The organism is Roseivirga spongicola (assembly GCF_034376045.1).
GTDB lineage: Bacteria > Bacteroidota > Bacteroidia > Cytophagales > Cyclobacteriaceae > Roseivirga > Roseivirga spongicola.
This window is the reverse complement of record NZ_CP139724.1, coordinates 625204-638813: the sequence shown is the minus strand read 5'-3', so window position 1 is coordinate 638813 and position 13610 is coordinate 625204. Positions and strand designations below refer to the sequence as shown.

The 13610-nt window shown below is 41.2% G+C and carries 11 protein-coding genes; 8 read left to right on the top strand and 3 right to left on the bottom strand.

Translation table 11 applies throughout. The annotated features are described in order from the left end of the window. Window positions 1-14 precede the first annotated feature (14 nt). Entirely contained in the window at window positions 15-1097 is a 1083-nt protein-coding gene (locus T7867_RS02870) for an alkene reductase (protein WP_068215569.1), read from the bottom strand. A 105-nt stretch (window positions 1098-1202) separates the two neighbouring features. On the opposite strand from T7867_RS02870, the gene T7867_RS02865 reads away from it, so the two are divergent. From T7867_RS02865 to T7867_RS02835, 7 genes are all read left to right on the top strand, one after another. Then, complete coding sequence (locus tag T7867_RS02865) at window positions 1203-2072, top strand: pirin family protein (protein ID WP_068215567.1); 870 nt, start codon at window positions 1203-1205, stop codon at window positions 2070-2072. Between the two features lie 11 nt (window positions 2073-2083). Then, window positions 2084-2989, top strand: a complete 906-nt coding sequence (locus T7867_RS02860) for an AraC family transcriptional regulator (RefSeq protein ID WP_157717467.1) — start codon at window positions 2084-2086, stop codon at window positions 2987-2989. 110 nt (window positions 2990-3099) lie between these two features. Continuing rightward, on the top strand, window positions 3100-4002 hold the full coding sequence (locus T7867_RS02855; RefSeq protein WP_068215564.1) for a nuclear transport factor 2 family protein: 903 nt from the start codon (window positions 3100-3102) through the stop codon (window positions 4000-4002). Window positions 4003-4004: 2 nt separating this feature from the next. Next, the gene (locus T7867_RS02850) at window positions 4005-4997 is read left to right on the top strand and encodes an alpha/beta hydrolase (RefSeq protein WP_068215563.1); all 993 of its coding nucleotides are present in this window, start codon (window positions 4005-4007) and stop codon (window positions 4995-4997) included. After that, window positions 4997-5695 carry an SDR family oxidoreductase gene (locus tag T7867_RS02845; RefSeq protein ID WP_068215559.1) on the top strand — a complete coding sequence of 233 codons (699 nt, stop codon included), beginning with the start codon at window positions 4997-4999 and terminating at the stop codon, window positions 5693-5695. Before T7867_RS02850 ends, T7867_RS02845 begins: the two co-directional genes overlap by 1 nt. Window positions 5696-5773: 78 nt before the next feature. Further along, the gene (locus T7867_RS02840) at window positions 5774-6253 is read left to right on the top strand and encodes a hypothetical protein (RefSeq protein ID WP_068215557.1); all 480 of its coding nucleotides are present in this window, start codon (window positions 5774-5776) and stop codon (window positions 6251-6253) included. A 67-nt stretch (window positions 6254-6320) separates the two neighbouring features. Further along, a complete protein-coding gene (locus T7867_RS02835; RefSeq protein WP_068215556.1) occupies window positions 6321-6821 on the top strand; it encodes a hypothetical protein in 501 nt (166 codons plus the stop codon). Window positions 6822-7338: 517 nt separating this feature from the next. On the opposite strand, the gene T7867_RS02830 is transcribed toward T7867_RS02835, so the two are convergent. Beyond that, on the bottom strand, window positions 7339-8823 hold the full coding sequence (locus tag T7867_RS02830; RefSeq protein ID WP_084375527.1) for a bifunctional metallophosphatase/5'-nucleotidase: 1485 nt from the start codon (window positions 8821-8823) through the stop codon (window positions 7339-7341). Window positions 8824-8980: 157 nt separating this feature from the next. Here T7867_RS02830 and T7867_RS02825 point away from each other — a divergent pair, with 157 nt between their 5' ends. Next, window positions 8981-10600, top strand: a complete 1620-nt coding sequence (locus tag T7867_RS02825; RefSeq protein ID WP_068215552.1) for a fibronectin type III domain-containing protein — start codon at window positions 8981-8983, stop codon at window positions 10598-10600. Here the strand turns inward: T7867_RS02825 and T7867_RS02820 are convergent. Beyond that, window positions 10581-13610 carry a DNA polymerase III subunit alpha gene (locus T7867_RS02820; protein ID WP_068215551.1) on the bottom strand — a complete coding sequence of 1010 codons (3030 nt, stop codon included), beginning with the start codon at window positions 13608-13610 and terminating at the stop codon, window positions 10581-10583. The genes T7867_RS02825 and T7867_RS02820 overlap by 20 nt on opposite strands.

The window sequence follows — 13610 nt, the reverse complement described above, 5'->3', positions numbered from 1 at the left end:
AATAGTGGAATATCTTAAGCCTTAGGATAATCTGTATAACCTTCTGCGCCAGGTGTGTAAAAAGTATCCTGATTAGGCATGGCTAAGCCAATACCATCTTTCATTCTAGTTACTAGGTCTGGGTTAGCAATGAACGGTACACCGAAAGCTACAAGCTCAGCTTTACCTGCTTCAATATCTGCATCAGCTTTTTCAGCATTGTATGATCCGTTAAGTATTATTGTACCACCGAATTTGGCCTGAATAGTCTCTTTGATTTCTGAAGGAACAGGCACTTGAGTCATGGCAGACATATCGGCCAAGTGGATGTATACTAGTCCAATTTTGCCAAGCTCCTCGGCCAATAGAGCATATTGCTCATCAATGCCATCAAATTCTCCCATACCGTTGAATACGCCATATGGCGAGAGTCTGATGCCTACTTTACTTGCTCCAATGGCTTCAACCGCGGCTTTGGCCATTTCTAAGACAAACCTGTTTCGGTTTTCATTTGAACCACCGTATTCATCAGTTCTTTGATTCGATTTTGGGTTCAGGAATTGGTTAGGCAAGTATCCGTTTGCAGCATGTAATTCTACCCCATCAAAACCAGCCTCAACCGCCAACTTAGCAGTGGTAGCAAACTCTTGAATGGTTGATTTAATTTCTTCGGTAGTCATTTCTTGCGGCTGACTTACTTCTAACATGCCCTCACCATCGACATACATTTTGTTGAAAGGTTCTGGAGCTGGTATTGCAGATGGAGCAATTACTTTTCCGCCTTCAGGTAGGTTAGCCTCGTGAGAAACTCTTCCTGAGTGCATTATTTGCAAGAAAATCTTAGATCCTTGAGCATGAACAGCCTCTGTAACTGGCTTCCAACTATCACGCTGAGCTTCGTTGAAAATGCCCGGGATTCTTGGGTAACCCAATCCGTTAGGCGAAGGAGAAACACCTTCTGTAATGATTAGTCCTGCCTCTGAGCGTTGCTCATAATAGGTTTTCATTAGGTCGTTGGCTAGGTTGTCTATAGCTCTAGATCTTGTCATTGGAGCCATAACTACTCTATTCTTCAGAGTAATGTCGCCTAGCTTAAATTCACCAAATAGTTTTGACATATTTTTATGTTTTTGATTTCTTCAAATGCGTATGCTTAACTTACTAGTGGCGCCTAATAGTTCCATGTATGTACATTAATTTAATGTTAATAGTAACTTAGAGACATGTCTAACACTGATTTAATAATTGAAGAACGAAGTAGAGATATAGGCGATTTTTTAGTGGGAAGGCTTATCCCTTTCCGAAAGAAGCGCATGGTAGGGCCTTTTATTTTCATAGATCACATGGGGCCATCTACTATGGGGCCAGGTCGATATTTAGATATTGGTCAGCATCCACACATTGGCCTTTCTACACTTACTTATTTGTTAGAAGGCGAAATAGACCATAGAGATACACTAGGAACTAATCAGCGAGTTCAGCCTGGTGGGGTGGGTTGGATGACTGCCGGAAAAGGTATAGTTCATACAGAAAGAACACCAGAAGACCTTAGAGATGGCAGTGAGTTTACCATGCATGGTTACCAGATTTGGGTGGCTTTGCCTAAGGCTCAGGAGCAAATGGAGTCTCAGTTTTCTTACACAGAGCCCGAGGCTTTACCTACTTGGGTTCAAGATGGGTTGAAGTTCAAGCTGGTTGCAGGCAAAGGCTTTGGCAAAGAATCTCCAGTGCCTGTATTCTCTCATCTTTTTATGGTAGATGTTCAATCTGAGCAAAAGTCTACACTCAATATTTCTGGTCAGTTGAAAGGAGAGATAGGGATCTGCATAGTTGAAGGTTATATAGAAGCCTGCGGAGAGAGAGTTGAGAAGGGAAATATGTTGGTTTCCAAAGAAGAAGATATCTGCTCAATAACTATGGGCGAAGATACTCATGTACTATTGTTTGGGGGAGAAGCATTTCCTGAAGAAAGATTTATCTTCTGGAATTTTGTCTCATCAGATAAAGACTTGATAGAGCAAGCCAAAGAAGATTGGAAAGCTAAACGTTTCGATTTGCTAGAAGGTGACGAAAGTTATATTCCATTACCTTAATCCTTTAAGCTTTGCTATCGGCTATTCCTCTATATAGAACTATTGACGAGTATAATCTTAATATCAATATTCCTTTGCCAAGGTATCCTGACTTTGACGTTCGTGATTTTGAGCAGAACATGGAAACGGTTAGGCTTGAGATGCCTTCTTTTCGCCATAATTTCTATCAGGTAGCTTTGTTAGAATCTGGTGGAGGCACAGTTACTTCTGCCGGTCAAGCTTTCGATTTAGATAATTTTACTATTTTTTTCATTCAGCCAGGCCAGATCAACTACTGGAATATTCCGAAAGATTGGCGCGGTTACTATTTCAGCATTTCCGAATCGTTTTACACCGTGCCGCTAGATGGTTTTAGGAGTCTTAACGATTTTCCATTCTTTCAGAAGTTTACACAAGGCTTTAAACTAAAGAGAGAAGAGGCCAAGGTGATACTAGAGCTGTTTGAAAGAATAAATCAAGAATATCATAGCCCTTCAATGTTTAACCAAGCCATTATAAAGTCATACGTTTGCTCAATTCTTGGCTATTGCATTCGCTTTTATGAGAGGGGTAGAGATGAAGAAAGGGTTGAGAAATTAAAGCTTGGTCTTGTAGATCATTTTCAAAAACTGCTCAGAGATTATGGGCAAGAAGTTGGTTCTGGCTTAATTACAGATCACAAGTCCGTAACAGATTTTGCCAATGAATTGGCTATTAGTTCAAAGCACTTATCTGAAGTGATTAAAAAGTCTACAGGCCAAAGTCCAATAGAGCATATTAATCAAGTTTTAATTGATGAAGCAAAAAAGCTTCTAATTACTACCGATATGGCTATAAAGGAGCTAGGGTATTATTTAGGTTTCTCCAGCCCTTCTTACTTTACAAGATTATTCAAAAAGTATACGGGCTCTTCTCCAGCTCAATTCCGAAAGGCTTAATACACTTCTTTTTTACAGATTCCGAAAATTGTGCAAGACAAGCCGAATTCTGTGAAATTCTTCCATTCCTCAGTTGGCGTCTTTTGTAATGTATTCTGAAAGAAAGAATCATGAAAAGAAAAATAACATCCGTGCTCATAACACTTCTAATGGGCATAGGAAGCTTAAGCGCTCAGAAAATGGAAATGATAGATGTAGTAAAGAACATTTTTGAAAGTACCGATGCTCTCGAATGGCAAAAAGTACAACAGTCTTTTGCCGAAAGGGTAATGTTAGACTATACATCAATGGCTGGAGGAGAGCCCGTTGAACTAACTCCACAAGAAATTACAGATAGTTGGAAAACCATTCTGCCTGGTTTTGATAAGACAAGGCATATGGTGGCACATTTTGAAGTAAAAGAGATTGGTGAAAAGGGATTTGTATCGCACGATGGAACTGCCACACATTACTTAAATGGAAGTAGCTGGACGGTGATCGGAAATTATGATTATCAACTGATCAAGGAAGGTGGATTGTGGAAAGTTAGTGCCATGACATTCAATTTGGAATTCGTGGACGGCAATACGGACTTGCCTCGCTTAGCTAAAGAACGTTTAGAAAATGGATCAATGAAAACTAACAAAGAATTGGTAGATCAGTTTTTTGTGGCACTTGAAACGCAGCAGTTTCATTTGTTGAAGAAGGTGTTTGCTGAAGATGCCAAGCAGCTGAATCCATATATACCCGAAGGGTTTCCGAAAAGCTTTGATGGCAGGGAGGCTATATACCAACAATATAATGGACTCACGGCAAATTTCGGTCAAATGAGATTCCCAAGGGAGATATTCTCTACTGAAGATCCCAATACCATTTTTGTGAAGTTCAGAGGAGAGATCGAAATAAAAGCTGGTGGAAAGTATGTCAATGATTATTTCGGGATTTTCCGCATAAAGGATGGTCAGGTTGTAGAATATCAAGAGTATTTCAACCCTATAGTTATGGCTAAAGCATTCAATATTGACCTAAAATAACAATGAAAAACGTAATCAAGATTTTAATGGTCATAACTGTTGTGGCCTGTTCAAATGTAAAAAGTGAAAATTCAACAAATATGGAAGAGCATAAATTTAAAGCAGGTAAAAACCAAGTAAGTTTTAAGAGTAACGGCAATCTATTAATGGGGCATCTTTATTTGCCTGCCGACTATGAGCATGGAAAAGAATACCCAGCTATAGTTGTGGGTGGATCTTGGACAACTGTTAAGGAGCAAATGGCTGGTCTTTATGCTCAAAAACTCAGTGAAAACGGCTTTGTAGCTTTAGCATTCGATCATACTAATTACGGTGAGAGTGAAGGTATAAAGAGGTTTTTTGAAGACCCTAAAGTGAAATCGGTAGATTTTGTAAATGCAATGAGCTACTTAAACTCATTACCAATGGTGTCATCATCTAAGACCGGAGGAATGGGAGTTTGTGCAAGTGGAGGCTATATGGCCGAGGCTGTAGGGCAAACAGATCAGTTTAAATCTTTTGCGGCAGTGGTTCCTTGGTTCAATACAGATGAGGTTGTTAATGCTTTTTATGGTGGAGAATCTGGAATTAAAGAACGAATTGAGAAAAGCAGAGCTGCAGTCAATAAATTTCAGGAAACTGGAGAAATGGAGTATCAGCTTACTATTTCAGATAGTGACCCAACAGCAGCAATGTATGGCCCTTTTGAATACTACCTAAACCCAAATATTGGACAGGTAGCGAATTGGTCGCACGATAAGTTTGCGGTAATGAGTTGGGAACCATGGCTAACTTACCGACCAGTTGGAGCAGCAAAATCCATCGATATACCTACACTAATCATTACTTCCGAAGGGGCCGCAACTCCAAAGGCCGATCAAGAGTTTTTCGAACTTTTACAAGGAGAAAAAGAGTTGGTGTGGCTAGAAGGTGGTCAGTTAGATTTCTACTACAAAGATGAGCAAGTGAATGCTTCTGTTGAGAAATTGGTTGAGCATTTTAGAAGAACACTTTAATGAAGAAATTAGCATTGGTCACAGGCTCTTACAGAGGCCTTGGACTTGAAACTGTAAAGCAATTACTCGAACTAGAGTATGAAGTAATTTTAACCAGTAGGTCTAAGGTTAAGGCTAAAGAAGCTTTAGCTTCACTCGAGCATTTTGGTAAGTACTTACACTTTCATGAGTTAGATGTTGCAGATCAAGCTAGTGTTGATGCATGTTTTGCTTGGGTGCAATCGTCTTTTGGAAGGTTAGATGTCCTTGTTAATAATGCGGGTATAAACTATGATACTTGGCATAATGCGATAGATGCCGATTTGCAAGAGGTGGCTCAAACGATGGATGCCAACTTTATGGGGGCTTGGCGAACAGCTAAAGCCGCCATACCTTTAATGAAGGCATACGGCTATGGCAGAATTGTGAATGTATCGAGTGGAGCGGGAGCTATTACAGAAATGGCTGGGGGAACGCCTGGATACAGTGCGTCTAAAGCTGCTATGAACGTGCTGACTATCAAGCTAGCTACCGACTTATCTGGCACGGGTATTTTGGTGAATTCTGTTTGCCCTGGTTGGGTAAGAACAGACATGGGAGGAGATGCAGCACCTAGGTCTGTAGAAGAGGGTGCCCAAGGAATTGTCTGGGCAGCTACGCTGCCTGATAGTAGCCCTTCTGGTGGTTTCTTTAGAGACGGGAATAGAGTAGAATGGTGAAGAATCCTTTTAAGCCAACCTGTCCCCTCTAATCATATATTAGTGGTAGCTGAGTAAATTGTGTCGCTATTATTGAATATGGAAGACTTCAAGATTGTATCGGAAGAGCTAAAGAAAAGGGCAGAGGTAGAAGAAAGTAAAGGAAATAAGACCTTAAGAAAACGCTTAAACTATACTGCCAATATTTATATAGCACTAGACGATAAGGGAGTGAAGCCAGCTGACCTTAACGACCAATTAAAAGAACTGAGAACGCTGCTTGATCGGCCCCTCCTAAAACCATCTGAAGTTACTCGCTATTACACCAAGCTTTTATCGGCAGTACAGAAGCAATTCGGATATGTTCCAGAAAAGTACCATCAGAATCAATGGATGGCCATAGGGATGGCAGCATTCGGAATGCCATTTGGAATTTTGTTTGGCTTCGCGCTAGATAATATGGCTTTTTTAGGAATAGGGCTACCGATAGGAATGCCGATCGGGATGGCAATTGGTATGCAAAAAGATAAGCAAGCCAAGGAGCAAGGGCTCCAGCTTCAGATCAGTTGTGACTTCTAACTAGCTGATAAATGTCAGTTAATATGTTTGGGGCAGTCTGTAAATTGGAACTGATTTCAATTCAGCCATGTCGAGTTTAAGAATAAGACCCAGATTCCGCGAGGAGCTTCCGTTGAGTATTTCTGAATACAAACTTCAATTGAGTAAGGCACTAGATGAAAGCTCGGAGTTCAGTGGTTTGGTTTCGGAACGATATGCAGTTATAAAGATTCCCCCGGCAGAAAGGCATTACTGGTCTCCGCAGTTGGCTTTGACCATTGAGCCCTATGAAGATAAAGAAGGTATCTTCATTAGGGGCTTGTACGGTCCTAAGCCCAGTGTTTGGGCAGTGTTTTTCATGTCATACGCAGCATTGGGGGTGCTGTCTCTCTTTGTGGGTGTTTTTGGCCTGTCGCAATTATTGTTGGAGAAGCCTGCGCCAATTTTATGGTTAATTCCGCTTTTTGCTCTAATAGCACTTTTACTCTACCTTGTTGCTCAGGCTGGTCAGAAAGTAGGCGCTGAACAAATGTTTAGAATACATCACTTTTATGAAGGGCTGTTTAGAGATAAGGTCAGAATTAGTTAGAAAGAAAAAAGCCCCTTGCGGGGCTTCTTACTTACCTTTTCGGTAATGATCCACAAGTATATCTCTCACTGAAACGCGCTGGTGATTGAAACTTTGTGAACTTCTCTCGTGAGATATGCCTGAACTAGTTTTAACCTTTTCATTTTGTGACATATCCACTTGATTAGACTTTAATGTCTCCATCTAGTTTACTTTACTAATAACCAAAATTCGCCTGCTAAGGCTTAACTCCATTTCTGCATCAAAACTATGCAATCGTTTGCACATACCAAAGCAACTCCAAGAAATTTAGAAAATTCAATCAGAAATTCTTGGGTTTATATATTCAGTACTCATAATGTTTGGACTACCCTACCTCTTCATAAGGTTTCTCCTGTTAATGGTGTTCTTGTCCAAAGCTAATTCTGAGGTGTTTAGCTGCTTTTAGGTACAAACTTCTGTTTTGTATTAAATTATCTCTAAATCTCTAACTGATACGCTGTTGCGAGCAATGTTTTAGAAAACGTTTGACGCTTTTTTAATTGCCTTGAGGTAGCTGTCTGAAGTAAGCCATAATAATATCTCTTACGTCATTTTTCACTTCCTTAAAACTGTCTGGGTTTTGAGATTGATTTTGATAATTCTTGAGAAATTCCAAATTCGCTTCACCTCCGCCCATTACAAACTGAGGTAGTGCCATCTTATAAGTTTTACTGGCAGATAGCTTTTCTCCTTTAATGTACCAGCCATCATTTCTCTTTTCTGCGTTGGCTAACTGTAAATAGCCGCCAATACCAATATTCGTAATTGTTCCTGTTTCCAATACTCTTTCAACTACATCTCCTTGCAGGTCTACTAATGAAATTCCACCACCAAACGGGAAAGATCGGAGAATGTCATATTCGGTAATGGTTCCAGTCAGAATATCGTCCAAGCGAATAGATCCTGAATTGAAAATGGCTAAGTCTGCCTCTGGCGCCACAAAAAGGAAAGATTCTGCAGTCATTATTGGGTAGTTGGTTGGCTTGTAGCGAATGCTACTTTCACGGCCGTCCAGAGTGTCTTTAGTAACCATCACTATTTCATCTGGTTGGTAGCCCATATTAGCCATGCTCTCGTTGCTGATGTTTACCCATTTGTCTACTACTTTTTTTACAGTAGGGTCTTCAGCTATGGTCTCATCAATACTTACCAATTCTGATTGGATGGTTGTTTTACCTGTAGCCTTATTGTAGCTCACTCTGTGTACATAAACGGTTTTTGCATTAGCATCGGCTTTGGTCATTATCACATCTCCGTACTGATGCTTCATGTTTACATGGTCATGGCCTCCTAAAATTAGGTCTAGCTCAGGTACGAAATAGGTGGCTAATGAGTCGTCCATGTCTTCCTCTAAATGAGTTATGCCAATGAATACTTCCGCTTCGTCTTTTAGCTTTTCATAAGTGGCTTTTACAGATTCATATTTGTCTGTGTAACTCACATATTCTTTTTTATTGAAGGGAACCGTAGAGCCAAAAAAGGCGATGTCAACACCATCTATTGAATAAATTACATGGTCAGGAAAGGGCTTTCCATTCTGTTCCCAAGGCACAATTTTTCCGTCTACCTTATGAAAGCAGTTTGTTGTAATCCACTGGAAATCTGATTCAGCAATTCTTTTCAGATGTTCATCTTCCTTAATGTCATATTCGTGATTACCAGGAACTACATAGTCTACGCCAAGGGCATTCATTACTTCAACCATCTGCTTTCCTGCAATTTTCTCTCCTTGGTAAGTGAGTGTGCCGATTAACGAAGGGCTTACAAAATCGCCAGAAAGGGTGGTGATTACATGCGGATTTTCTTCGAGAAGCCGATTTCTCAGTGTGGCTACACGTGCCATTCCGCCAGCTTTGCCGCCTTCTACAGGGGCTATTTCATATACATCGTTCATTTGTAGAATAATGAATTCTACGGGTTCATTTTGCTTGCATGAGAAAATGAAAAGAACAAGAAAACTAAGGCTTAATATCTTTTTCATAAGAGAGGTGTTTATGGCTGGAAAGTTAAGAAAGAAGGGCGGAAAAGCACTTCACAATGTCTTAACCATTTCAAAATATACTTGAGACAGTGCCGCATATCTCCATTATCTATCTTCGTAAAGTATTCTCTTTCGATCACTTTTTATTTTTAGAACCATGCCTCTTTCGTTTAGAAAGCTCTTTTTTACTGTTTTGCTAATTGCTCCGCTGTGTGCCTTTGCACAGAAAAAACCAACATTTTTGGTCTATCCGTTTCTACAAGATGCTCAACCAAACAGCATTGTTATCAAATGGGAAACATCGTTTGGTGAAGAGAGTGTGGTGGAATGGGGCGAGACCAACCGTTTAGGAAATAAAGCCAAGGGCAAGGCTGAAAGCATAAATTTTGGCGAGTCGAGAATTCATGAGGTGCAGCTTACTGGGCTTGAAAGGCTGACTACCTATTACTACCGAGTAATTACCGATGGGCTGAGATCAGATATTTATCAGTTCAAAACGCCTCCTTTTCCTAAAGACGATATTTCGTTCAATATGGTGGCTATGAGCGACATGCAAAGAGACCATAATGAGCCAGAAAAGTTTGCTGAAATGGTGAATGAAGGAGTGCTCAAATACATGAAAGATACTTATGGAGGTGAGGTGCCCGAGAATTTAGCCTTAGTTATGATTCCGGGCGATTTAGTGGTTACAGGTTCTGTTTATTCTCAGTGGCAAGAGCATTTTTTTAAACCTGCGAAAGATTTATTTACTCAAGTTCCAGTTTATCCGGTTTTGGGTAATCACGAACAGAACTCACTGTTTTACTTCAAGTATTTCAGCTTACCAGAAAATGGAACTGGGGCCTATGCTGAACATTGGTGGTTTAAAGATTACGGAAACACCAGAATTATTGGTTTAGATTCTAACGATGGTTACCGCGATATTGGTCAGCAATTGAGTTGGCTGAAAAATGTGCTGGCAGAAACAGCTAAGAATGACGACATCGATTTTGTTTTTGCTCAAATGCATCACCCACATAAGTCTGAGTTGTGGATTCCGGGCGAAACTGATTTCTCCGGAAAAATTGTAAAGATGCTAGAAGATTTTTCTACCGCAACAGGTAAGCCGAGTGTGCATTTCTTTGGTCATACTCATGGCTATTCTAGAGGGCAATCTAGAGACCATAAACACCTTTGGATAAATGTTGCTACTGCTGGTGGAGCTATTGATAATTGGGGCGAATTTGAAGGAAGGGACTACGATGAATTTACAGTTACAGAAGATGAATATGGTTTTGTAATGGTAGAGGTTGAAGGAAATGCAGACAATCCAAAATTCACAGTTAAGAGAATTAGCCGAGGTAATCAGGAAAATCCAAAAGACAATGTGCTCACAGATAGTGTAACTGTTTTTAGGTTGAGCGTTAAACCTCAGCAGCCTTCATTAAACTTCCCTTCTGAAAGCTCAAGTGTAAATCCACTTAATTTAACTTTGAAGGCTTCTCAATTCCAAAGCGATATGAGCGAAGCATTCCATGCGGCTAGTAATTGGCAAATTGCTGAGAATACAGGCTTTGAAAGAGTGGTTTTCGATAGTTGGAAGCAGCATGAAAACTGGTACTACAAAGAGAATAGACAAGAAGGGGATGATCTAACCGATGAAAAGGTAACTGAGAGATTAAAACCTAATACTACTTACTACGTGCGAGTTCGATACAGAGATCAAAACTTAAACTGGAGCGACTGGTCTGAAGTGGTGAGTTTTAAGACTTCAGAAACTAGCTCGAAACGCCCATAGTTGCATGCCTGGCTTCGGTGGCAAGCCTTGGGTCGTGAATGTACTGCAGCTTTCGCATGGCTGTAATTTCCATGCTGAGGAAGTCGAATTCTTCCACAATTTTTCCTTTGAGCTCATAAATACCCTTTCCTCTAAAAGGATACTTAGCAGCTATTGGGGGGAAATGAGTGGTGTCTATAAAATGCCCTTCTCGGTCTAGCCAAGTACCAAACTGCATACGCTTGCCGCCAGAAGTGTTGGTGTTTTTAATGTGGATGAGGTAACCAACCATTGTTACTTCCTTGTTTTTATGTAGCCCCATTTCTCGAACCATTACTTCTTCTTCAGGCCGATCTTTAAGCATATCGAAAGGGTTACCAAGCGGAAAACCAAGGAGTTCAATCTGATCGAAAGCGTCTTCTAGGTGGTCATAGCTGAGTTCGGGAATTTGGAAGCGCTTCACCCCAAAGTCGAAAAGCATTTTCTCAGGGCGTGATTTTTTGCCATTCCCCAACCTAAAGTGAGCGTCCCAAAGCAGCTCTTTTTTGCCAATGCCCGTAAAGCGAAAGGCATTGATGCGTATTAGTAGGCTGAGCTGATCTAGAGAAATGGGTACTCGTTTCATAAAGTTATCGAAGCTCATGAATACACCATTTTCAGAACGCTCTTCAAGTATAGCCTCCATGGTGCTGTGCTCTAATTCGCTAATAAAGGCAAAGCCCATAAATATGCTTTTGCCATAAATAGTGCAAAGCTGTTCGCTTTGGTTTACGCAAGGTGCCTGTATGTCGGCTCCATGCATAAAAGCTTCGTGAGCATAGAGTTCTACCCTATAAAATCCACCGCCATTATTAATAGTGGCTACCATATATTCTAGCGGATAATAGGCTTTGAGGTAGAGGCTTTGGTAGCTTTCTACGGCATAGCTGGCTGAGTGCCCCTTGGCAAAAGCATAGCCAGCAAAGCTTTCAATTTGTCGCCAAATGTCTTTTGCTAGCTCAAGTGAGTAGCCTTTTTTCTGGCAGTTGACAAAGTACTTTTCCTGAACCTTTTGAAACTCTGCGCGCGACCTGTATTTGCCAGACATGCCTCTTCTCAATACATCGGCTTCGGCTAGAGTGAGGTCGGCAAACATGTGGGCAACTTTTATTACATCTTCCTGATAAACCATTACGCCATAAGTTTCTGGCATAATTTCGCGCAGCTTAGGGTGAGCTTCGTTTCTTCTTTCAGGTTCGCGAAAGCGGAGAATATATTGGCGCATCATGCCCGATTTTGCTACTCCGGGCCTAATCACCGAACTGGCTGCCACTAAGCCCAAATACTCATCTACTCGGAGTTTTTTCAGCAACATCCGCATGGCGGGCGACTCCACATAAAAACAACCAATGGCTTTCCCTTCTTTAAGCATGGTTTTTACGCGTTCGTCTTTCTTGAATTTGGCGATGTTATGTATATCTATCGCTTCATCTTCAGGGTGGTTTCTAGCGATAATGTCTAGACTGTCTTTGATTTTGCCCAAGCCTCGTTGACTCAGAATATCGAACTTATAAAGGCCAATATCTTCAGCAATAATCATATCGAAATGGGTGGTAGGGAAACCCTTCGGGGGAAGATCTGTGGCGGTGTAATAATGAATGGGTTTCTCGGAAATGAGAATGCCTCCGGCATGAATGCTGAGGTGGCTAGGGAAGCCCTCGATGTACTTTCCGTAGCGAAGCACCAGCTTTTGGGTTTCGTCTAGCTGATTGTAGCTGGTGGCCTGAATATGTTCAATTTCATGGGCGGGTAGGCCAAGTACTTTTCCTAGTTCGCGGATAACTGCCCTAAACTGAAAAGTACTATAGGTAGCAAGGAGCGATACATTTCCGCCTTCTCCATGCTGAAATTCTTTAAAGATGAACTGCGTAATATCTTCTCGGTCTTTCCATGAGAAATCTATGTCGAAATCGGGTGGGTTTTGGCGATAGAGGTTGATGAATCGCTCGAAATACAAATCGAGCTCAATTGGGTCTACATCGGTAATGCGTAATAGGTAGGCGACAATGCTATTAGCGCCACTGCCTCGGCCAACGTAGAAATAGCCTTTCTCTCGAGCATATTTGCAGAGTTTCCAGTTAATGAGAAAGTAAGACATAAAGCCCTGCCGCCTGATTACATCCAACTCCGTTTTAATTCGGGTTCTAATTTTTTCAGATGGATTAGGGTATCGGTAGGGAAGCCCTTCTTCACAGAGCTTCTCCAGTTCTTGGTAGTCTTTCTCTGGCGATTCGGTAAAAGACTTGAGGTTCTTATTTAGGTTCTCTCCTTCAAAGTCGAAGTGAATGTGGCATTGACTAAGTAGCTCTTCCGTATTCTCAAGCATATAGAGGTGGGCGGAATAAACCTCCTTCAACTCCTCAGTCGGGTAGATGAAATCTCCCGGGTCGGCCTCTTCGGTTTTGGGTAGTTTACTCAACAAGGTGTTCTTGTCGATGGCCCTTAGCAGACGATGGGCATTGAAGTCGCGTTTCATAACTACACGTTCTCCTGTCTCCTTATCTATTTTACTGCGAAAAGTAGCAGTGGGCATGGCTACCAATTTCTGTTTATCCATTTGGTGAGGCGGGTAAACCAACTTGGGTAGGTCTTTGGGTTTTACTCCAATGAACTCTAATTTTTTTAGCTCAAAGCCTGTGTACTTGCTAAAAGGATAAACCACAAAAGCATGCTGAAATGCTGGAGCTCTCGGAGGAATTTCTTCCTTGCTGTGCAGATATTTCGACAAGTAATCATTCAGTTCTTTGAAGCCTTCATTGTTCTGCGCAATAGCTACAAAAAGCTGATCTGCCCCATTTCTAAAGTCTATTCCTAAAACCGGCTTAATCCCAAACCTAGGAGCTAGTCGGACAAAGTTGATGCTAGCGGCAGTGCTGTTAATATCGGTAAGGGCAAAAGTATTTACCTCTGCTTGCTGCATAATTTCAAGCAGTGATTTGGTATTTATAGTGCCGTATTTAAAGCTGTAATATGAGTGGGTGTTGAGGTACAT